18 protein-coding genes are annotated in these 21,712 nt (G+C 38.0%); 7 read left to right on the plus strand and 11 right to left on the minus strand.

What is annotated here, in order from left to right:
• Window positions 1-2: 2 nt before the first annotated feature.
• Together tal and tkt are read left to right on the plus strand one after the other, a co-directional pair.
• A complete protein-coding gene (gene tal / locus L5B83_RS01980) occupies window positions 3-956 on the plus strand; it encodes a transaldolase (RefSeq protein ID WP_265777393.1) in 954 nt (317 codons plus the stop codon).
• A gap of 24 nt (window positions 957-980) precedes the next feature.
• Window positions 981-2,978 carry a transketolase gene (gene tkt, locus L5B83_RS01985; protein WP_265777394.1) on the plus strand — a complete coding sequence of 666 codons (1,998 nt, stop codon included), beginning with the start codon at window positions 981-983 and terminating at the stop codon, window positions 2,976-2,978.
• A 583-nt stretch (window positions 2,979-3,561) separates the two neighbouring features.
• On the opposite strand, the gene prmA is transcribed toward tkt, so the two are convergent.
• The 10 genes from prmA to clpB all read right to left on the minus strand — a co-directional run bounded on the left by prmA (window position 3,562) and on the right by clpB (window position 14,266).
• Complete coding sequence (prmA, locus tag L5B83_RS01990; RefSeq protein WP_265777395.1) at window positions 3,562-4,446, minus strand: 50S ribosomal protein L11 methyltransferase; 885 nt, start codon at window positions 4,444-4,446, stop codon at window positions 3,562-3,564.
• A gap of 138 nt (window positions 4,447-4,584) precedes the next feature.
• Window positions 4,585-6,009 carry a sodium/pantothenate symporter gene (gene panF, locus L5B83_RS01995; protein WP_250363620.1) on the minus strand — a complete coding sequence of 475 codons (1,425 nt, stop codon included), beginning with the start codon at window positions 6,007-6,009 and terminating at the stop codon, window positions 4,585-4,587.
• Window positions 6,009-6,272: a YhdT family protein gene (locus tag L5B83_RS02000; RefSeq protein ID WP_250350979.1), complete on the minus strand. Its 264-nt coding sequence runs from the start codon at window positions 6,270-6,272 to the stop codon at window positions 6,009-6,011. The genes panF and L5B83_RS02000 overlap by 1 nt, the downstream gene beginning before the upstream one ends.
• A 331-nt stretch (window positions 6,273-6,603) precedes the next feature.
• On the minus strand, window positions 6,604-7,950 hold the full coding sequence (gene accC, locus L5B83_RS02005; RefSeq protein WP_250363619.1) for an acetyl-CoA carboxylase biotin carboxylase subunit: 1,347 nt from the start codon (window positions 7,948-7,950) through the stop codon (window positions 6,604-6,606).
• A 57-nt stretch (window positions 7,951-8,007) separates the two neighbouring features.
• Window positions 8,008-8,469, minus strand: coding sequence for an acetyl-CoA carboxylase biotin carboxyl carrier protein (accB, locus tag L5B83_RS02010; RefSeq protein ID WP_250350981.1), 462 nt, complete (start codon window positions 8,467-8,469; stop codon window positions 8,008-8,010).
• Window positions 8,470-8,628: 159 nt separating this feature from the next.
• The gene (gene aroQ, locus L5B83_RS02015; protein ID WP_265777396.1) at window positions 8,629-9,081 is read right to left on the minus strand and encodes a type II 3-dehydroquinate dehydratase; all 453 of its coding nucleotides are present in this window, start codon (window positions 9,079-9,081) and stop codon (window positions 8,629-8,631) included.
• Between the two features lie 88 nt (window positions 9,082-9,169).
• Entirely contained in the window at window positions 9,170-10,162 is a 993-nt protein-coding gene (gene menC / locus L5B83_RS02020) for an o-succinylbenzoate synthase (RefSeq protein WP_265777397.1), read from the minus strand.
• 11 nt (window positions 10,163-10,173) lie between these two features.
• Window positions 10,174-10,632, minus strand: a complete 459-nt coding sequence (locus tag L5B83_RS02025) for a hypothetical protein (RefSeq protein ID WP_265777398.1) — start codon at window positions 10,630-10,632, stop codon at window positions 10,174-10,176.
• A gap of 64 nt (window positions 10,633-10,696) precedes the next feature.
• The gene (menB, locus tag L5B83_RS02030; protein WP_265762855.1) at window positions 10,697-11,554 is read right to left on the minus strand and encodes a 1,4-dihydroxy-2-naphthoyl-CoA synthase; all 858 of its coding nucleotides are present in this window, start codon (window positions 11,552-11,554) and stop codon (window positions 10,697-10,699) included.
• A gap of 138 nt (window positions 11,555-11,692) precedes the next feature.
• Window positions 11,693-14,266: an ATP-dependent chaperone ClpB gene (clpB, locus tag L5B83_RS02035; protein ID WP_265762854.1), complete on the minus strand. Its 2,574-nt coding sequence runs from the start codon at window positions 14,264-14,266 to the stop codon at window positions 11,693-11,695.
• A gap of 283 nt (window positions 14,267-14,549) precedes the next feature.
• Between clpB and dapF the strand changes: the two genes are divergently transcribed.
• The gene (gene dapF / locus L5B83_RS02040) at window positions 14,550-15,374 is read left to right on the plus strand and encodes a diaminopimelate epimerase (protein ID WP_250350987.1); all 825 of its coding nucleotides are present in this window, start codon (window positions 14,550-14,552) and stop codon (window positions 15,372-15,374) included.
• A gap of 43 nt (window positions 15,375-15,417) precedes the next feature.
• Here dapF and L5B83_RS02045 read toward each other — a convergent pair whose 3' ends face one another.
• The gene (locus tag L5B83_RS02045; protein WP_265777399.1) at window positions 15,418-16,356 is read right to left on the minus strand and encodes a sugar ABC transporter substrate-binding protein; all 939 of its coding nucleotides are present in this window, start codon (window positions 16,354-16,356) and stop codon (window positions 15,418-15,420) included.
• A gap of 246 nt (window positions 16,357-16,602) precedes the next feature.
• Between L5B83_RS02045 and L5B83_RS02050 the strand changes: the two genes are divergently transcribed.
• The 4 genes from L5B83_RS02050 (at window position 16,603) to deoR (ending at window position 21,534) form a co-directional block, all read left to right on the plus strand.
• Window positions 16,603-18,096, plus strand: a complete 1,494-nt coding sequence (locus L5B83_RS02050) for a sugar ABC transporter ATP-binding protein (RefSeq protein ID WP_265777400.1) — start codon at window positions 16,603-16,605, stop codon at window positions 18,094-18,096.
• Window positions 18,097-18,110: 14 nt separating this feature from the next.
• The gene (locus L5B83_RS02055) at window positions 18,111-19,136 is read left to right on the plus strand and encodes an ABC transporter permease (RefSeq protein WP_265777401.1); all 1,026 of its coding nucleotides are present in this window, start codon (window positions 18,111-18,113) and stop codon (window positions 19,134-19,136) included.
• A gap of 20 nt (window positions 19,137-19,156) precedes the next feature.
• Window positions 19,157-20,611: an FGGY-family carbohydrate kinase gene (locus L5B83_RS02060; RefSeq protein ID WP_265777402.1), complete on the plus strand. Its 1,455-nt coding sequence runs from the start codon at window positions 19,157-19,159 to the stop codon at window positions 20,609-20,611.
• A gap of 173 nt (window positions 20,612-20,784) precedes the next feature.
• The gene (gene deoR / locus L5B83_RS02065) at window positions 20,785-21,534 is read left to right on the plus strand and encodes a DNA-binding transcriptional repressor DeoR (RefSeq protein WP_265777403.1); all 750 of its coding nucleotides are present in this window, start codon (window positions 20,785-20,787) and stop codon (window positions 21,532-21,534) included.
• Window positions 21,535-21,712: the final 178 nt, after the last annotated feature.

Below are 21,712 nucleotides of genomic sequence, written 5' to 3' on the forward strand. Positions count from 1 at the left end.
TTATGACAACACAATTAGACGCATTACGCGAAATGACCGTAGTTGTGGCAGATACAGGAGATATCGAAGCCATTAAAACCTACCAACCACGAGATGCCACCACGAACCCATCACTCATTTTAAGTGCCTCCGCATTGCCTCAATATGCGCCATTAATTGACGAAGCCATAGCCTATGCCAAAAGCAAAAGTGCTGATAAAGCACAGCAACTTATTGATGCAGAAGATAAATTAGCGGTAAATATCGGTTTAGAAATTCTTAAAATCGTACCCGGACGCATTTCTACCGAAGTGGATGCACGTCTTTCTTACAATACCCAAGCCACTGTTGAAAAAGCACGTAAATTAATCGCACTTTATAATGAAGCTGGGGTTTCCAATGATCGTATTTTAATTAAAATTGCCTCCACTTGGCAGGGTATCCGTGCAGCAGAAATTCTTGAAAAAGAAGGCATTAACTGTAACTTAACCCTCTTATTCTCAGAAGCCCAAGCTCGTGCTTGTGCTGAAGCGGGGGTATACTTAATTTCACCATTCGTCGGTCGTATTCTTGACTGGTATAAAGCCAACAGCGATAAAAAAGAATATGCACCAGCAGAAGATCCCGGTGTGATTTCAGTAACTAAAATTTACAACTATTACAAACAACACGGCTACCAAACCGTAGTAATGGGGGCAAGTTTCCGTAATGTAGGCGAAATTACTGAACTTGCCGGTTGCGATCGCTTAACCATTGCTCCTGCTTTATTAAAAGAATTACAAGAAAATAACACCGCACTTGCTCGCAAACTAGAATATAAAGGTGAAGTGAAAGCTAAGCCACAACCACTTACAGAAAGCGAGTTCTACTGGCAACATAACAGCGATCCAATGGCCGTCGAAAAACTGGCTGAAGGTATCCGTAAATTTGCCATTGACCAAGAAAAATTAGAAGCGATGTTGCTGTCTAAGTTTTAGAGAATTCTAACTAGGAGAACAACAATGTCGAATCGAAAAGAATTAGCCAATGCCATTCGTTTTTTAAGTATGGATGCCGTACAAAAAGCCAAATCAGGGCATCCGGGGGCGCCAATGGGAATGGCGGATATTGCAGAAGTATTATGGCGTGATTTTTTAGTACATAACCCAACCAATCCTAAATGGTCAAACCGCGATAGATTTGTGTTATCAAATGGTCACGGCTCAATGCTTATTTATAGCTTATTACACCTTACTGGCTATGATTTATCTATTTCCGACCTTCAACAATTCCGTCAATTACATTCCAAAACTCCGGGACACCCTGAATATGGCTATGCACCGGGTGTAGAGACCACCACCGGGCCATTAGGTCAAGGCATTACCAATGCGGTAGGTATGGCGATTGCAGAGAAAACCCTTGCAGCCCAATTTAACCGCCCAGACCACGAAATTATCAACCACTACACTTACGCCTTTTTGGGTGATGGCTGTTTAATGGAAGGGATTTCACACGAGGCGTGTTCATTAGCGGGAACCTTAGGCTTAGGCAAACTAATCGCTTTCTATGATGACAACAATATTTCCATTGATGGTGAAGTAGACGGTTGGTTCACCGATAACACAAAACAACGTTTTGAAGCCTATAATTGGCAAGTTATTGGTCAAATTGACGGGCATAATCCCGAAGCCATTGCTGAAGCAATTAAACAAGCACAAGCAGAGAAACATCGCCCAACCTTGATTATCTGTAAAACAACCATTGGTTATGGCTCACCAAACAAAGCCGGTTCACACGACAGTCACGGTGTGCCATTAGGTGAGGAAGAAATCGCCTTAACCCGTAAAAATTTAGGATGGAACTACGCACCGTTTGACATTCCAGCAGAAATTTATGCCCAATGGGATGCGAAAGAAAAAGGTCAGCAAGCAGAACAGGCGTGGAATGAAAAATGGACAGCCTATCGCCAAGCTTATCCTGAATTAAGTGCTGAGCTTGAACGTCGCTTAAGCGGGGAATTACCGGCGAATTGGGCAACCGAAAGCCAAGCATTCATTGAAAAATTACAAGCAAATCCTGCCAGCATTGCGAGCCGTAAAGCTTCACAGAACGCCATTGAAGCTTATGCGCCATTATTGCCAGAATTGTTAGGCGGTTCAGCGGATTTAGCCGGGTCTAACTTAACCTTATGGTCAGGTTCACGCCCAATTCGTGCAACAGCAAACCAAGATGGTAATTACCTCAACTACGGTGTGCGTGAGTTCGGTATGTCTGCCATTATGAATGGAATTGCCTTACACGGTGGCTTCATTCCTTATGGTGCAACGTTCTTAATGTTTATGGAATATGCGCATAATGCCGTAAGAATGGCAGCATTAATGAAACAACGTGCGTTATTTGTTTATACTCACGACTCCATTGGTTTAGGTGAAGATGGCCCAACTCACCAGCCAGTAGAACAAACCGCGACATTACGTTTAATCCCAAATTTAGAAACGTGGCGTCCGTGCGACCAAGTGGAATCAGCAGTCGCGTGGAAATCCGCCATTGAGCGTAAAGATGGCCCGAGCGCGATGATTTTCAGCCGTCAAAATTTAACTCAAATGGACAGAACCCCAGCACAATTAGCCAATGTCGCACGTGGTGGTTATATTTTAACAGATAGCGAAGGTACGCCAGATTTAATCTTCATTGCAACTGGTTCAGAAGTTGAATTAGCCGTAAAAGCCGCGGAGCAACTTCGTCAAGAAGGTAAAAACGTGCGTGTGGTTTCAATGCCTTCAACTAACGTGTTTGACAAACAAGATGACGCATACCGTGAAAGCGTGTTGCCAAGTAACGTGACCAAACGTGTTGCAATTGAAGCTGGCATTAGCGAATTTTGGTATAAATACGTTGGTTTTGGTGGACGAATCGTGGGAATGAACACCTTTGGCGAATCAGCACCAGCGGGTGAATTATTCAAACTGTTCGGCTTTACCGTAGAAAATGTCATCGCAAAAGCGAAAGAAATTCTCTAATTTTTGACCGCACTTTAAATTAACCAAAACCTCAGGAAAACCTGAGGTTTTTATTTCAAAACAATTTATAGTCGTTTAAAAGGGAAATAAGACAAGGCAACCGTGGTGTACAAGTAGTACATAAGATAAGTGGTAACACCGTATTATTTTTATCGGGAATGCCGATACTTTGCTCAACATCTCTATCTTGAAAATTTCATTCTTTATCTAGAGATGCCCCAAAAGTTGATGTAGTTTATCTGCATCTATTTTATATAGGATTTTATTGTCTTGCCTACGAAAAAGTTCGTATCAATTGCCAGAATACTGTAGATTTTCTCAAAAGCGAGATAATTATGTGCTTTCATTATGCGACTTGCTTTCGCACAAATGTCTAAATTAAGTTTAACCGCAAGATTTTAATTTCCGCGTTGGCTGGTATCAAAAGGCAATCATTTCCTTACTTTTCACTTAGCAGGGAAATGACCAACGCATATTACAATGATGCCAATAAAATGAAGAAATACATCACAAACTTACTTAATGGTGATTGCTTTTCACTTTACAGATGTAATCGCTGAAAATAAATTTCAGCACTTACATCTTACTTACCAGCCTTTCCCGTAATTCGGCACCATTCTTCGCGGATTGCCACTGGCTCTAGGATAAATTGATGTTCGTAAGCTTGACAAACTGATTGGGCTTGCGTTTCTAAAATGCCCGATAAACCAAGTAAACCTTGCGGTTTGACTAATTGAGTGATAGTCGGCGCAAGTTCTTTTAATGGGCCTGCCAAAATGTTAGCGACGACAACATCAGCTTGCAAATCCGCTGGCGCATCTTTAGCCAAAAAGAGTTGTAGGCGGTCGCTCACGCCATTTTGTTCTGCATTATTGCGACTGGCTAAAATCGCTTGTGGGTCAATATCAATACCAATCGCATTTTTCGCCCCTAATTTTAGGGCTGCAATGGCTAAAATCCCGGAACCGCAACCAAAATCAATGACGGTTTTATTGTTTAAATCTAAGCTATCTAGCCATTCTAAGCAAAGCGCCGTTGTTGGGTGAGTGCCTGTTCCAAAGGCTAATCCCGGATCAAGCATAACATTTACCGCATTTTGATCGGGAACGTCTCGCCAGCTTGGGCAAATCCATAAACGTTTACCAAACTGCATTGGGTGGAAATTGTCCATCCATTCACGTTCCCAATCTTTATCTTCAATTTGTTCGATTTTATAGGCAGTTTCTTTACTTAAATGCCCCGCACTTTTGAGTAAGGCAACAATCTGTTGCATATCAGTTTCGGCATCAAATAAGGCGATCACATCGGTGTTCCCCCACAAACGCGTTTCACCGGGAAGTGGTTCAAAAATCGGGGTATCTTGGCTATCCATAAAGGTTACTGAAACTGAGCCAATTTCTTCTAAATAATCACTAATTGTTTCCGCTTGTTGATTGGTGCTATTAATGCGAATTTGAACCCAAGCCATAATTTTTCCTTACTAAAATAAAAAGGTTAATAAATAAGAGCCGTTTAAATTGGAAATAAAATAAGATAGCTCGCGACGTACTATTCAGTGCGTATGCGGCGAGCCTATCCGGTATTATTGTCAATTCAAATGACGATATTATTGAGATTTTTCACCCAACTTGTTACCGATCAGAAAAGCGATTAAGCCAAATAATAAAGACGGGACAATGGCGTGAAAATCAAATAGTTTAATACTTGCGGCGGTTAAGCCTACATAACTGGTTAAGCCCACTACCATTGAGCAAATTGCACCAACGGCATTGGCTTTCTGCCAATATAATCCCAACACGATCACCCATAAAAAAGCGGCTTCCAAACCACCAAAGGCGAAAAGGTTTAACCAAATAATCATTTTTGGTGGATTTAACGCCGCCAAGATCAAAAGTGCGGTTAAAATTAACGTAATAATTGAAGAAAACCAGCTAATCTTTTTTTGATTTTGTACCATTTCAGGCTTGGTGCTGAGATATAAATCCTTAACAAAAATAGATGAGGATTGAATGAGCTGCGCATCAATCGTAGACATAATGGCAGACATTGGTGCAGCAAGGAAAATACCCGCGACAATTGGCGGAAGCACTTGTAACATTAACGTTGGAATCACCTGATCCGGTACGTCTAACGCGGGTAAAATTGCGCGCCCTAAGGCACCAGAAAGGTGCATACCCAACATCACTAACGCTAAAACAATCGTGCCAATTAACATTCCATTATGCAAAGCTTTACTGTCTTTAAACGCCATACAACGCACCGCCGTATGAGGCAAACCGACTACGCCAAAACATACCAAAACCCAGAAAGAGGCCATAAATTGAAAGCCTAACATCTCATTTGGCCCATAAGGACTGGTTAAGTGCGGGTCAATTTCATTGAGTTTTTGCACCGCACTTTCAACTCCCCCAGCGGCATAGATCGTTGCCCCAAGTAAAATAATCGTGCCGAGAATCATTACCGTTCCTTGAATAGTATCCGTCAGTACCACCGCACGAAACCCACCAATAAAGGTATAAAGCCCCACTGTAACGGCAAAAATCAGTAACGCATTGGTATAACTAATGCCAATAGTGGTTTCCAGCAAGCGCGCACCGCCAATAAATTGCACGGTCATTGCGGCAAAGAAAGCAATTAATAATGCAATACAAGAAATCCAGACTAAATATTTATTTTTATAACGATAAAGTAATAAGTCATTGATTGTTAAGGCTTTACTTTCACGAGAAAGTAAGGCGAACTTTTTCCCCAACGCACCAAGTGCCAGCCATACTGCGGGTACTTGAATCATTGCCAGCAATACCCAACCTAGACCAAATTTATACGCCGCGCCCGGCCCTCCGACAAAAGAGCTAGCACTGGCATAGGTGGATGCGGTGGTCATCGCAAGTACAAAGCCTGTCATTGAGCGGTTGCCAACATAATATTCAGTTAAGAAATCGCCTTTAGAACGTTTCGTATAAGCATAAATTGCTGCCCCAAACACAAAAGCAAGGTAAATACCTAAAGGGAAAATAATACCGAGATTCATTATTCAACATCCTTGTTTTCGAGTTTAATATTTTCTAAATCAATCTCTTGATACACAATTTTTATCACCCAATAAGCCACCACGATAAATAGCACCGGCAAATAAATACAAGCTAATTCAAACCAGAGTGGAAAACCGAGCGGTCCTTGAGAATCTTTGGGTAAATAAGCACATAAACACCAACCCACGACATAAAGCAAGGTCAGCCCAAACGCCCAACGCGCTTCTTTTGTGGCTTGCTGATAACGAGAATGTTGTTTCATCGCTTTTGTTGTTCTCCTAATTTGTTATGTTTATCGCTAAATTTTCATACGGCAACACACGAGCAAAATTTCAGACTAATTGAGTTATTTGCTCAGTGCCTAATCTTAGCAAAATATATTGACAAAAATCACGTTAAATAGCGTGAAAATTGTCGATTCAATGATTGAAATCAGGCAAGGCAACGTTGTTTTATTTCAAATCAGGCAACGAAAATTTGTAAATTTTGCTCCGCACTTTTTTATGCGTAATCATAAAGAAAGTGATTAACCCCCAAAAATTCTGTAATAAAAAAGGCGTTATTTAAAACGCCTTGTGGATTGAATAATGGACTTAATCGTGCATTCCTAATTTCTTCTCTAGATAGTGGATATTTGTACCACCTTTTTGGAAGTTCTCATCCGCTAAAATCAGATCGTGGAGTGGAATATTGGTTTTAATGCCATTAATGATTGTTTCACCTAAGGCATTTTGCATACGACGGATAGCCACTTCTCGGTTATCGCCATAAGTGATCAATTTTGCGATCATTGAATCATAATGTGGCGGAACGGTATAGCCCGTATAAATATGCGAATCCCAACGTACCCCTAAACCACCGGGAGCGTGTAAATGGCTAATTTTCCCCGGAGAAGGTAAGAAGCTTTTTGGATCTTCGGCATTGATACGGCATTCAATGGCGTGGCCACGTACTTTAATCTCTTCTTGTTTGATAGAAAGTGGTAAGCCCGAGGCAATTAATAATTGCTCTTTCACCAAATCCACGCCCGTAATCATTTCTGTAACGGGGTGTTCAACTTGAATACGAGTGTTCATTTCGATGAAATAGAATTCGCCATTTTCATATAAGAATTCAAACGTCCCCGCACCACGGTAGCCAATTTCTACACAGGCTTTTGCACAACGTGAACCAATATCACGGCGCATTTCTTCAGTAATCCCCGGCGCTGGCGCTTCTTCCACTACTTTTTGGTGGCGACGTTGCATTGAGCAATCACGTTCTGCTAAATAAACCGCATTGCCGTGCGTATCTGCCAGCACTTGAATTTCAATATGGCGTGGATTTTCTAAATATTTCTCCATATATACCATATCGTTGTTGAAGGCGGCTTTTGCTTCGGCTTTAGTCATTGCAATAGATTCTTCCAAAGAATGTTCATCACGCACCACACGCATACCACGACCACCACCGCCACCAGAGGCTTTAATAATCACAGGATAACCAATGCGTTTGGCAATTTCTTTGTTTTTCTTCATATCACTGCCAACAGGGCCATCAGAACCCGGTACGCAAGGCACGCCAGCTTTTTTCATTGCGTTAATGGCAGAAACTTTATCCCCCATTAGACGAATGACATCCGCAGTTGGGCCAATAAAGGTGAACCCCGAACGCTCTACTTGTTCAGCAAAATCAGCATTTTCAGATAAAAAACCATATCCCGGGTGAATAGCATCCGCCCCCGTAACTTCTGCAGCCGCAATCAGCGCAGGGATATTTAAATAACTTTTGGTTGAAGGCGCAGGCCCGATGCAGACGGTTTCATCTGCTAATAAGACGTGTTTTAATTCACGATCTGCGGTGGAGTGAACCGCAACGGTGCGGATACCTAGCTCTTTACAAGCACGTAAAATGCGTAGGGCAATTTCTCCACGGTTGGCTATTACAACTTTTTCTAACATAAGAATGATCTCTTAGAATTGTTAGGCAGAATGTTGTTCCGCCTAAATAGAAATGATTTATTCGATAACAATTAATGGTTCATCAAATTCAACCGGTTCACCGTCATTAATCAGGATCGCTTTTACCACACCGGCTTTATCTGCTTCAATACGGTTCATCATTTTCATTGCTTCAACAATACACAAGGCATCACCGACTTTCACGCTTTGTCCCACTTCTACAAACGGTTTCGCATCAGGGCTTGGGCTACGGTAAAAGGTTCCAACCATTGGTGAACGAACTTGATGACCTGAAACCTCGGTGCTTGCCTGAGGCTCAACGGTAGCTGTTGGCGCTGCGACAGGCGCAGGTGCCGGTGCAACTTGAGGCGCTGTAGCAGGAAGCGTATATTGCACTGCGGTTGAGGAAGGAGAGCCACGATTAATACGAACAGACTCTTCACCTTCTGAAATCTCAAGCTCCATAATGCCTGATTCTTCAACTAATTCGATAAGTTTTTTAATTTTACGAATATCCATAATTTTTTCCTAAAATGTTAATATTTTTCACCGCATTTTAATGACGTTATGAAAAACAAAGTGCGGTGTTTTTTTAACTTAAATTGCCGCCACAAAGATTACCTTAAAATAATCTTTTTGGCGATAAAATTCTGTTAATTTCGTTAAAATTTCCGTAATTTATGCCTTATTTTGCAAATATTGCAACGCATAATGGAAGGCAAATTCATAGCCTTTTGCCCCTAAACCACAAATCACCCCTTCAGCCACATCGCTAAAATAAGAATGATGGCGGAATGGTTCACGTTTATGAATATTCGATAAATGGACTTCAACAAACGGAATGGCGACGGCTAATAAGGCATCGCGTAGTGCGACACTGGTGTGGGTATAAGCAGCAGGATTAATAATAATAAAATCAATTTGTTGAAAACTTTGATGAATTTTATCTATCAGTTTTTCTTCGCTATTTGCTTGAAAGCAGGTTAATGTTAAGCCGTGCTGTTGTGCAAGCTGTTGCATTTGTTGCTCAATAGCAGATAAAGAAAGCGTGCCATAATGTTTAGGTTCTCGCTTGCCTAACATATTTAGATTTGGGCCATTCAGTAACAAAATTCGTGCAGATGCTGACATAATTAATCCTTTTTCCCTTAACTTGTTGCATTATAATGATTTTTATAAAAATCGCAGTAGCCTTCTCGGTGGTCTAACCAATAAGGGCTTATTGTATCGTTATTGGCGTGATCTGTTCACTATTGAGATCTAAGACCGGTAAGGTTGAACCTTGCCATTGGCGAATTAATTGGTATTGCATTAGATCTAATGTATCTAAGCCCGGTGTTGTATTGGGCGTATAACGCTGTGCGATACGGGCTAATTGGGTTAAACCAAAACTACTTTCTAATGCGGAACTGATTACCGCCATAATGCCTTGTTGATGGGCTTGTTGAATTAACCTAATACAGCGCTCTAAATTGCCAACAAGGGTTGGTTTGATAATAATGGCAGCTAAGTGCGGTTCTTTTTCTACCACAAAATTGGCTTCTCGTACACTTTCATCCCACGCAATCGCAATGCCTGTTTGTTGGGCAAATTGACGACTTTCTTCACGAGAGCGACAAGGTTCTTCTACAAACTGAATACGGGAGCGGTGTGCTGGCTTAATATATTTGGCGAAAAGTTGTGCTTTAGCGGGTGTCCACGCGCGGTTTGCATCTAAACGTAATTGCAATTCAGGAATGGCTTCTAAAAACATATCGGCAATTAATCCATCACGATTCGCTTCATATAAGCCCACTTTGATTTTTGCGACTTTTTCCCCTTCAAGTTGCATTAATTCAGCATAAAGTTCATCGGGATCACCATAACAAAGCGGGGCAGTGCGATAATTTCCCTCTATCGGTAATTCCCCTTTCATTTCGGCTAAGGCACAACTTAGCCCAAATGCCACGGAAGGAAATAATCCTTCTAAGGACAATTTCTGATTTTGACTCCGTGCCTTATCCCAGTCTTTCAACCATTGAATCGCTTGCGCTTCCGCCTGTGCTAAGGTTTCTTGGCTAAATTCGGGTAAAGGTGCGATTTCTCCCCACCCTTCGTGTTCACCACAGCGAATTTTTACAAGCAACCCTTCGCGTAATTTTAAAAAACGGTTGCGTAATACCACTTGGGAATCCATAGGAATTTGATAACGATAGAGTTGATAGGAACGCATATTTTCTCCTTTTATTGATTGAGCTGTTTTTTGGGCTTAGCCAGAAAAAAGCAAATGACACAGAGGATAGCAAGAATGACAGACAGAAATAACCCTGTGAGTAAGGTGGCAAGGAAACTATGTAAAAATAATGGTAAGGAACTGCCAAATAACACTTCCAATAACGCTAATGCGAGAAAGCCACACCAAAATTCAATGGAAACGTGTAATAAAACAGCAATTTGCAAGCCCCCTCTGATCAAAGCACTTCTTCGTAATGCTTTATGCCAACGTAATTTTTGCTTAATCAGTAAGTGGTAATCGACAAAGGTATAAAAAGCAATAAAGCAGAGAACACCGATACACATTCCTAGTATAGACATCGGGTGGGAAGAGATCAGCAAGCCAAAGAAAAAACACACAGCGGTGTTAAATAACACAACGGCTGTCCAAAAGAAAAGCAGTTTTTTAAGTGAAATTGAGGTCATCATTCTGTATTCGGGATAAAATAAAAGTGCGGTAAAAAATGATGAAAATTTTTACCGCACTAGTCAATTATGGGTTACGCTTAAATTTACTGAAATCAGGCGCGCGTTTCTCATTGAATGCGTTACGCCCCTCTTGCCCTTCTTCAGTCATATAAAATAACATCGTTGCGTTCCCCGCCAATTCTTGTAAACCCGCTTGACCATCACAATCTGCGTTTAATGCGGCTTTTAGACAACGTAATGCAATTGGGCTATTGCGAAGCATTTCACGACACCAGCGCACGGTTTCTTTTTCTAAATCAGCGTACGGCACAACGGTATTGACTAAGCCCATTTCTAAGGCTTCTTGCGCATTGTATTGACGGCATAAGAACCAAATTTCACGGGCTTTTTTCTGTCCGACAATTCGTGCCATATAACTTGCACCCCAGCCACCATCAAAGGATCCGACTTTCGGGCCTGTTTGACCAAAAATTGCGTTTTCGGCAGCGATGGTAAGATCGCAAAGCATATGTAACACGTGTCCACCACCAATCGCATAGCCTGCCACCATTGCTACGACGGGTTTCGGACAGCTGCGAATATCACGTTGAAAATCCAGAACATTAAGATGATGCACGCCTGCGTCGTCTTTATAACCACCGTAATCACCACGGACTTTTTGATCTCCGCCAGAGCAAAAGGCTTTTTCTCCTTGTCCTGTTAGCACGATCACCCCAATATTTTCATCAAAGCGTGCATCAGAAAAAGCGTGGATCATTTCTTTTACCGTTTGAGGACGAAAGGCATTGCGAACCTCGGGGCGATTAATCGTAATTTTGGCGATCCCGTCAGTGGATTTATGATACAAAATATCACTATACCCTTCGCTGTGGTCTGCCCATTCTACGGGGGCGTAAAGTACATCATCTTTTGGATTTTGCATAATTAATTCCTTTGCTAAATAAATCGGTGAGCATTATAGCTTAATCTAGAAATGACGAAAAGCCAGCGAATGATCAAAAAAGCCCCGCATTTGCGAGGCTTGGTTTACCGCAAAAGTGCGGTGTTTTTTTAGCAACAATTAGGATTGGGTTGCAATCACGTTACCATCGACATAATCAATCGTAACGGTTTTTCCCGGTAAAAGCTCACCAGAAAGAATTTGTTGGGCAAGCGGATTTTCCACTTCTTGCTGGATCGCACGTTTCAGTGGTCTTGCACCATAAATTGGGTCATAACCAATTTCCCCAATGAAATCTAATGCCGCATCGGTAAAACTTAGATGATAACCATGTAATTCCATCCGTTTTTCTAAACGTTGTAATTGAATTTTCGCAATCGTGCGAATATTGGCTTTATCCAATGGGTGGAAGACCACCGTTTCGTCAATCCGATTGATAAATTCTGGACGGAAGTGTTGGCTTACCACCGACATCACGACCTCTTTCATACCTGCATAATCAAGATCTTGGTTACCTTGAATCAGATCAGAACCGAGGTTTGAGGTCATAATCACAACGGTGTTACGGAAATCAACCGTGCGACCTTGTCCATCAGTTAAGCGTCCATCATCAAGCACTTGTAATAAGATATTGAAAACATCAGGGTGCGCTTTTTCTACTTCATCTAATAACACTACAGAATAAGGGCGACGGCGTACCGCTTCGGTTAAATAGCCCCCTTCTTCATAGCCCACATATCCCGGTGGGGCGCCGACTAAACGCGAGACACTGTGTTTTTCCATAAATTCTGACATATCAATACGAACCATCGCATTTTCATCATCAAATAAGAAACTTGCCAATGTTTTGCACAATTCCGTTTTACCCACACCTGTTGGCCCTAAGAATAAGAATGAACCAATCGGGCGATTTGGATCGGATAATCCGGCACGGCTACGGCGAATCGCATTGGCAACTGCCACAACGGCTTCATTTTGTCCAACAACGCGTTTATGAAGTACATTTTCCATACGTAATAATTTTTCTTTTTCCCCTTCCATCATTTTGGATACTGGGATACCCGTGGCACGGGAAAGCACTTCGGCAATTTCTTCATCGGTTACACGATAGCGTAATAAGTGCATTTCTTTACCCTCTGCACTTTCAGCTTGGGCAAGTTGGCGCTCTAATTCAGGGATACGTCCATATTGTAATTCAGACATTTTACTCAAATCACCAACACGGCGCGCTTGTTCCATTTGCGTACGGGCATTTTCTAATTCGGCTTTAATATGTTGCGTGCCAGATAGGGCTGCTTTTTCGCTTTTCCAAACGTCTTCTAATTCCGCATATTCACGTTCTTTTTCTGCCAGTTCTTTTTCAAGCATTTCTAAACGTTTACGGCTTGCGCTATCGTCTTCTTTTTGTAACGCTTGTTGTTCTAACTTGAGCTGGATAATACGGCGTTCCAAGCGATCAAGTTGTTCCGGTTTAGAATCAATTTCCATACGAATACTAGAGGCAGCTTCATCAATTAAATCGATCGCTTTATCAGGTAATTGGCGATCGGAGATATAACGATGTGAAAGTGTTGCCGCCGCGACAATCGCTGGGTCTGTAATTTGAACGTGATGATGAATCTCATAACGTTCTTTCAAACCACGTAAAATGGCAATGGTATCTTCAACCGTTGGCTCATCGACAAAAACTTTTTGGAAACGACGCTCAAGTGCGGCATCTTTTTCAATATATTGACGATATTCATCTAAGGTTGTTGCACCGACACAGTGCAATTCACCACGAGCAAGAGACGGTTTTAATAAATTTCCTGCATCCATTGCCCCATCAGTTTTACCTGCACCAACCATAGTGTGAATTTCATCAATAAATAAAATCACACGGCCTTCTTCTTTTGCAATTTCATTCAGTACAGCTTTTAAACGTTCTTCAAATTCACCACGGTATTTTGCGCCCGCAATTAATGCGCCCATATCAAGGGAAAGAACGCGTTTATTTTTTAATCCTTCTGGCACTTCACCATTAACGATACGTTGTGCCAATCCTTCCACAATGGCGGTTTTTCCCACACCCGGTTCACCAATCAGGACAGGGTTATTCTTAGTTCGGCGTTGTAACACTTGGATTGTGCGACGAATTTCTTCATCTCGCCCAATGACGGGATCTAACTTACCGCTTTCCGCACGTGCGGTTAAATCAATCGTATATTTTTCTAAGGCCTGACGGCTTTCTTCTGCATTTTGGTCATTCACGGATTGACCTCCTCTAATTTGTTCTATTGCTTGTTGTAAACGATCTTTTTTTGCACCGCACTTATGTAATAACTCACTTAGGCTACTTTTTTCTTCTAATGCGGCTAACAGAAAAAGTTCTGATGAAATATATTTATCTTGTTTTTGTTGTGCGAGCTTATCGCATAGATTTAATAAATTAACCAAGTTACGTGAAATTTGCACATCACCGCCATTCCCTGAAACCTGTGGTAAGCGATTCAGTTCCGCATTTAATTCATTACGTAACATTGCAACATTCACCCCACTTGCGGTTAAAATTGGGGCAACAGATCCGCCTTCTTGGTTTAACAAGGCTGTCATTAAATGTACGGGTTCAATAAATTGGTTATCTTTTCCTAAGGCTAAAGATTGGGCTTCAGCCAAGGCTTGTTGAAATTTAGTGGTAAATTTTTCTATATTCATTCTCTCTTCTTCCTATCTTTTGTTGCTTAAGTTTGAAAAGCAAGGCAATGCCATCGTATTTCAAAATCAAGCAATGATCATTATGCTATCTCGCATTTTGGCGAGTTTCTCTTGTTCAAGTAAGTAAGGACTAATTTGTAAATTTCAAGCATAAAATAAAAAAAATTTAAGCAAAATCTATTAATACCGTTAGAACAATAGGTTGCATAAATGAGTAGTTTACTCAATTGTTCTTCACCTTTATAATTGCGCTTAATTAATGATTTTCAATAAGGATGGAAAAATGCAATTTTCCAAAATGCACGGATTAGGCAATGATTTTGTTGTGGTTGATGCGGTAACGCAAAATGCTTATTTTCCCACTGAAATGATAAAAAAACTGGCCGATCGCCATACAGGCATTGGCTTTGATCAACTCCTTGTCGTTGAACCACCTTATGATCCCGAGCTAGATTTTCACTATCGTATCTTTAATGCAGATGGCAGTGAAGTGGCTCAATGTGGCAATGGCGCACGTTGTTTTGCCCGTTTTGTTACAATGAAAGGGCTAACCAATAAAAAAGACATTGCGGTCAGTACGGCAAAAGGCAAAATGATCTTAAGCGTACAAGATGATGGAATGATCCGTGTGAATATGGGTGAACCGATTTGGGAACCAAGCAAAATTCCATTTATCGCCAATAAATTTGAGAAAAATTACATTCTACGTACGGAAATTCAAACGGTATTATGTGGTGCAGTGTCAATGGGAAATCCTCATTGCGTTGTACAAGTGGAAGATATTGCCAGCGCCAATGTTGCCCAACTAGGCCCTTTACTTGAAAGCCACGAACGCTTTCCTGAACGAGTAAACGCAGGGTTTATGCAAATCATTAACCGTAATCATATTAAATTACGTGTTTACGAACGAGGCGCAGGAGAAACCCAAGCCTGTGGAAGTGGTGCCTGTGCCGCAGCAGCAGTAGGCATAATGCAAGGTTTACTTGATAATAAAGTGCAAGTTGATCTGCCCGGAGGTAGCCTCACCATTGAATGGCAAGGCGAAGGCCACCCACTTTATATGACAGGCGATGCAACGCATATTTATGATGGGGTGATTAGGTTGTAGTGATGGGCAGATCACAGAAGATCTGCCATTTTTATCGCTATACTTAATAATTGTTAGATTCTGCTTTATCGACTACAACAGGATCAACATAAAATGTTTCAGGAATTGGTTGTTGCTTAATTTGTTTTAATGCGCTTTCTATTGCAATAGCGACTTGTTTTTTAGGTAGCTGATCAATTGTATTTTGTAGCTTCCCTTGTTTTACATATTCAATCGCCAATGGAATGCCATCATAACCAGTGATAAGAACTTTTCCTGCTAATCCAGCATTTTCTACGGCTGTAACGGCGCCAATTGCCATATTATCATTAGCCGCAAAGATACCCGTAATATCAGGATGAGCGGTTAAAATATTACTCACTACATTTAAAGCTTGCTCAGTTTCCCAGTTGGCAGACTGTTGCGCCACAATCTGTATATTTGGTGATTCCTGAAATGCTTTTATTGCCCCCGCTTTTCTTTGTTCACCATTATCTACACCGGGAATACCTTCCAAAATAGCAACTTTCCCTTTTTCTCCTAAAGCTTGCGTTAGGTTTTTAGCAGCAAGATACCCACCAAGAAAATTATCAACACCCACATAATTAAATTGTAATCCTGCCTTTTTTGCTGCTTCAGCATCTAGTCTAACATCTAAATCAATAATAGGAATTCCTGCTTTTTTTGCTTTTTGAAATGCTGGGATGAATGCTATAGAATCATTTGGTGTTACAATGATTGCATCAACTTTTTTAGCTATCATATTTTCTACTAATCCCACTAACTGCTCTGTGGAATCTTCTTTTTCAGCCACTTGAATAGTTAGATCTATATTCAGATTTTTTGCGGCTTCTTCTGCACCTTTCTGCATAGAAATAAAATATTCATTACTTAATGTTTTCATTAATAATGCGATTTGTGGTTTCTCTGATGCGTATAATGAACTGGATAGGGCAATAGTGAATAGTCCCGCTTTTATGCTATTAAAAAATATTCTTTTCATTATAAAGTCTCCCAATGTTCTTTGATCTTTCTTATACCTCTCATTTCTGAACATTATTTTGTTCATTGTTGGTAGTGTAACGGTTTTTTAGATAATTTCTGTGATTTTAGTCACAAAATGATTTTTGTATTAATAAATAAAGCTCTATATTTATAAATTTGTGATTTTGATCACATTAAGCTAAATAAGAATGTTCTATCATTAATTTTAATTAAAGTAGAATAACTCACCTGATAGGAGCAATTTATGTTTAAAAACAAAAATCTCATATTAGAATTACAAAACATTGAAAAAAGTTTTTTTGGTGTAGATATTTTAAAAAATATTAATTTGAAGATTTATTCCGGTGAAGTACATTGTTTAGTAGGAGAAAATGGTGCTGGGAAATCAACATTATGTAAAATTATTGCTGGTATTTATCCTAGAGACAGAGGGCATATTCTTTTTAAAAATACTTATTATCTGCCTAAAACAGTTCGAGATGCACAGGAATTAGGAATTGGATTTATACACCAAGAATTAATGTTAATACCCCATCTAACAGTTTTAGAAAATATTTTTTTAGGAAATGAGAAAAGCTCATTCGGTAGCCGAATGGATTGGCATTCTATGAGAGTAAAGACACAGAAAATTATTGATGAGCTTGAATTAGATATAAAACCGGATGATCTTATTATTAACTTATCCATAGCACAACAACAGATGGTTGAAATAGCTAAAGCGATATTTGGTAATTATAAAGTGATTATTTTTGATGAACCTACTGCCTCAATTTCTAGAAAAAATACAGAAACATTATTTAGGATAATTAAACAACTGAAAGAGAAAAATGTTGCGATGATATATATTTCTCATCGCTTAGAAGAGTTTAAACATATTGCAGATAAAGTTACTGTATTAAGAGATGGTGAAATTACCGGAACGATGAACTATAAAGATATAACTCCAAAAGAAATAGTTAAGTTAATGGTTGGTAGAAATATTGATTTTTCTCATTATTATAGAGAATTTTACGAGTCTGAAGAAGTTCTGAGAGTAGAGAACTTAAATAATAACTATATAAAAGATATCTCTTTTTCTTTAAAGAAAGGTGAAATTCTAGGATTTGCTGGATTAGTTGGTGCTGGAAGAACAGAAGTGCTTAGAGCTATATATGGAGCTGATAATAAAAAAGGAAACATATATATAAATAACCATAAGGTATATATTACATCTCCAGAATTAGCTGTTAATTATAAGATAGGTTTAATTACTGAGGATAGAAAAACACAGGGACTTATTCTAGGAGCAAGTATAAAAGAAAATATGACGTTAAATATATTATCTCGTTTTTGGAAGAAATTTTACATAGATAGATCTGCAGAAAATAAAGTAGTAAAAGATAACATAAAAAAATTAAGAATAGTTTCTAGAGATTCTGAACAAACTACAAAAACACTCTCTGGAGGAAACCAACAAAAGGTAATTATTGGGCGATGGTTAGAAAGTGGCGTTAATATCCTATTATTTGATGAGCCTACTAGAGGAATTGACATAGGTGCTAAATCAGAAATTTATGATTTGATGAGAAAATTTGTTGATAAAGGTGGAAGTATTATCATGGTTTCATCAGATTTACCAGAGTTAATTACAATGTCTGATCGCGTTATTGTTATGAGAGGGGGAGAAAAAATAAAGGAAATTAGTAATAAAGCGGAGATTACTGAAGAAAATCTAATGCACTTAATGATTGGTATTTAATTAATGGAGGTTTTATGCTAGAGCTAAAAAAATTAATTTCTAAATTAGGAATTGGAATTATATTATTATTGATGATAATTGGAATGTCTATCAGTTCAGATGTATTTTTATCAACACATAACATTCTAAATATTTTATTACAAGTATCAGTAATATGTATTATTTCCGTTGGAATGACATATGTAATTTTGACCGGTGGAATTGATTTGTCTGTTGGATCTATAGTTGCATTATCAGCAGTATGTCTAGGCTCCTTCATACATTGGGGATTATCATTTTTAGGTAATAATCCATCTTCATTCTCAGTAATATGCGTTGTCTTATTATCAATTGTAGGTGCAATAGGTGTAGGGGCTTTATGTGGATATATTAATGGATTAATCATTGTTTATGGAAAAGTGACTTCCTTTATAACTACCTTAGGAATGATGGGGATTGCGAGAGGATTAGCGCTAACAATATCAAATGGTAAAACAATTTATAATTTTCCTGAGGAATTACGTTTTTTAGGAAATGGCCAACTTCATTTAGATGAAATAAGCATTCCTGTTCCAGTTATTATTGCATTAATTGTCATTTTGATTAGTTACTATTATTTAACTCAAACTATTTTTGGAAGACATATTTATGCGTTAGGTGGAAATAGAGAAGCTGTTCGTTTATCTGGTATTAATATTGCTAAACTAGAAATTAAAGCTTATGTCATTAATGGTATTTTGGCAGCGATTGGAGCAATTATTCTCGTAGGAAGACTAAATGCCGCCCAGCCTATTGCTGGTACTGGATATGAGTTGGATGCAATTGCAGCTACCGTTATCGGAGGAACAAGTTTAATTGGTGGGGTTGGATCTGTGATAGGAACGTCAATTGGTGCTTTAATTATGGGTGTATTACAAAATGGACTAACTTTACTTAACGTTACTTCATACTTACAACGTTTAATTATTGGATTAGTGATCATTTTGGCTGTTTTTCTAGATCAGGTCAGAAGAGGAGAAGTTTCAGCTATTGGTATCAGAAAAATCTTCTTTAGAGAATAAAGTAATGTATGGAGGGTCATATGAAATATTTTTTAGGGCTTGACTGTGGTGGAACATTTATCAAAGCAATATTAATTGATACAGAAGGAAAAATTGTTGGTATTGAGAAGAATAATATATCAACTATTAGCAATAATGCAGGGTATGCTGAAAGAAATATGAATGAATTTTGGGATGCTTGTTCTAATCTTATCAAAAATATTATTAATAATTTTAATATAGATACTAGGCTTATCCTAGGAATAGGAATTTCAGCACAAGGTAAAGGCACTTATTTATTAGATAAGGATTTTAATCCCTTAGGAAATGCGATTTTATCTTCAGATCAAAGAGCTAATAATATTGTAAATAAATGGAAAAAGAAAGGGCTTGATAAACTAGTTTATCCTTTTACAAAACAAAATATATGGAGCGGACATCCTGTATCTATTTTGAAATGGATAAAAGATAATGATAGAGATAGATATGATAAAATTGAATATATTTTAATGACTCATGATTATTTAAGGTTTTGCCTGACTGGTAGCCTATTTTGTGAAGTAACGAATATATCTGAATCGAATTTATATAATATCAATACTAATGAATATGATAAGTATTTATCTGAATTATTTGATATTCCAGAGATATTTTCAAAGCTCTCTCCTATTATAAAGTCAAATGAAGTATCAGGGTATATTACTGAATATGCTTCAGAAAAGACCGGATTGGCTGTTGGAATACCTGTAATTGCAGGGCTTTTTGATATCGTTTCCGCAGCATTTTGTTGTCATTTAGAAAATGAAAAGGTATTAAGTGGCATTTTAGGCACTTGGAATATTATTAGTGGGGTTTCTGAGTCAATAAAACATAGTAATAGCGGTCTTTCACAAGGTGCTTATATTGAGAATAAGGTTATTATTCATGATGATAGCCCTACTTCAATGGCTAATTTAGAATGGTTTAGAAAAATGTATGGAGATATTGATTATGAAGAAATAAATAAAATGATTGAGTCTTTACCAATATGTTCTTCTAACATTATATTTATCCCTTTTTTATATGGTTCTAACTATAAAAATAATATTCAAGGAGGAATATATGGCATTCAATTTAATCATAGTAAAGAGCATTTATTTCAAGCTATCTATGAAGGTGTTTTCTTTAGCTTTAAATACCATTTGGAAAGAATGAAAGAGATTTTCAAGAATGTGAATACATTACGCATTAGTGGAGGTGTAACTTATTCTAAAGTAGGTTTGAAAATGTTAGCAGACATAACTGGAATGAAAATAGAAGTTTTAAATATTGATGAGATAGGGTGTTATGGTATTGCTATTTTTACGATGAAATCTTTAGGTTTTGATATAAACAATATCATCAAAAATATAGAAAATAAAAAAGTGACTATTCATCCAAACTATAATAACAATAAGATATATAAAAATAAATATAAAAGTTATTTAAGGACGCTAGAACAATTAAGCTATATTTAATTTTAAATAGTCATTAGAAAAATTAAATAAGTGGGTATTTATACCATAAAGCGAAAATAAGAAAATGCTATAAGGAAATTTAAAAAATAATATACCTATTCAAAAGGAGCTATTATTTAAAAATAGTTATAGTGATACTTTTTTATATTATTAATATGATGGATACATAGTTTATGTATGATAAAAAGGTTAAAAATCGTATTCAGCAATTAGAATCTTTCTTACAACAAGTTGAACGTCTGCACTTAAGAGATGCTTCGGAGATCTTGAATGTTTCAGAAATGACGATTCGTAGAGATATTAGTAATCAAACTTCAATTTTATTATTAGGTGGTTATTTATTTAAAGCAGGGACAAATAAAAATAATTATTTTATTTCTGATCAAAAAGACAAGAATCTTGCTGAAAAAATGCAGATTGGAAAAATAGCAGCATCACTAGTTAATGATGGAGATGTTGTTTTTTTCGATTGTGGCACTACAATGCCTTTTATTGCATCGCAAATTTCAAATAAAATTCATTTTACAGCAATATGTTGTTCAATAAATACATTTATGGTTTTACAAGAAAAACGGCATTGTGAGATTATTTTATGTGGAGGAATATACTCTAGAGATAATGCATTATTAACATCAATACAGACCCAAAGTATTCTAGATGATGTTTGTACTACTAAAGCATTTATTGCAACATCAGGTATTGATCTCTATAAAGGACTTACTTGTTTTCGCTTTAGTGAGGCACAAATTAAGAAAAAAGCAATGCTTAAGACTAAACAGAAAATATTACTTTTTGATCATTCTAAAATAAATTCTGTCTATCCAGCTTATATTGGTGAATTAAATGATTTTGACATAGTTATCTGTGATCAACAAATACCTACAGATTTTAAACTAGATAGAGATAATTTCTTAACAGTTTGAATGCAAAAAAAAAAAAAAAAAAAAAAAAAAAAAAAAAAAAAAAAAAATAATAACTACGCCATACCATTATAGCTTGGTAAAGGAAAATTTCAGAAAATAATATTTCTAATATCTTATTTTTTACCTTTAAACTCTAATAGAGTAAAAAATATAACAGAAATACTTCATTAAGCCTTTG

It is taken from the genome of Avibacterium sp. 21-599 (genome assembly GCF_026226765.1).
Taxonomy (GTDB): Bacteria; Pseudomonadota; Gammaproteobacteria; order Enterobacterales; family Pasteurellaceae; genus Avibacterium.

Excerpts from the sequence above, each read along its gene's own strand:
- tal (WP_265777393.1), top strand. The coding sequence starts at position 3 with ATGACAACACAATTAGACGCATTACGCGAAATGACCGTAGTTGTGGCA.
- tkt (WP_265777394.1), top strand. The coding sequence starts at position 981 with ATGTCGAATCGAAAAGAATTAGCCAATGCCATTCGTTTTTTAAGTATG.
- prmA (WP_265777395.1), bottom strand. The coding sequence starts at position 4,446 with ATGGCTTGGGTTCAAATTCGCATTAATAGCACCAATCAACAAGCGGAA.
- panF (WP_250363620.1), bottom strand. The coding sequence starts at position 6,009 with ATGAATCTCGGTATTATTTTCCCTTTAGGTATTTACCTTGCTTTTGTG.
- L5B83_RS02000 (WP_250350979.1), bottom strand. The coding sequence starts at position 6,272 with ATGAAACAACATTCTCGTTATCAGCAAGCCACAAAAGAAGCGCGTTGG.
- accC (WP_250363619.1), bottom strand. The coding sequence starts at position 7,950 with ATGTTAGAAAAAGTTGTAATAGCCAACCGTGGAGAAATTGCCCTACGC.
- accB (WP_250350981.1), bottom strand. The coding sequence starts at position 8,469 with ATGGATATTCGTAAAATTAAAAAACTTATCGAATTAGTTGAAGAATCA.
- aroQ (WP_265777396.1), bottom strand. The coding sequence starts at position 9,081 with ATGTCAGCATCTGCACGAATTTTGTTACTGAATGGCCCAAATCTAAAT.
- menC (WP_265777397.1), bottom strand. The coding sequence starts at position 10,162 with ATGCGTTCCTATCAACTCTATCGTTATCAAATTCCTATGGATTCCCAA.
- L5B83_RS02025 (WP_265777398.1), bottom strand. The coding sequence starts at position 10,632 with ATGATGACCTCAATTTCACTTAAAAAACTGCTTTTCTTTTGGACAGCC.
- menB (WP_265762855.1), bottom strand. The coding sequence starts at position 11,554 with ATGCAAAATCCAAAAGATGATGTACTTTACGCCCCCGTAGAATGGGCA.
- clpB (WP_265762854.1), bottom strand. The coding sequence starts at position 14,266 with ATGAATATAGAAAAATTTACCACTAAATTTCAACAAGCCTTGGCTGAA.
- dapF (WP_250350987.1), top strand. The coding sequence starts at position 14,550 with ATGCAATTTTCCAAAATGCACGGATTAGGCAATGATTTTGTTGTGGTT.
- L5B83_RS02045 (WP_265777399.1), bottom strand. The coding sequence starts at position 16,356 with ATGAAAAGAATATTTTTTAATAGCATAAAAGCGGGACTATTCACTATT.
- L5B83_RS02050 (WP_265777400.1), top strand. The coding sequence starts at position 16,603 with ATGTTTAAAAACAAAAATCTCATATTAGAATTACAAAACATTGAAAAA.
- L5B83_RS02055 (WP_265777401.1), top strand. The coding sequence starts at position 18,111 with ATGCTAGAGCTAAAAAAATTAATTTCTAAATTAGGAATTGGAATTATA.
- L5B83_RS02060 (WP_265777402.1), top strand. The coding sequence starts at position 19,157 with ATGAAATATTTTTTAGGGCTTGACTGTGGTGGAACATTTATCAAAGCA.
- deoR (WP_265777403.1), top strand. The coding sequence starts at position 20,785 with ATGTATGATAAAAAGGTTAAAAATCGTATTCAGCAATTAGAATCTTTC.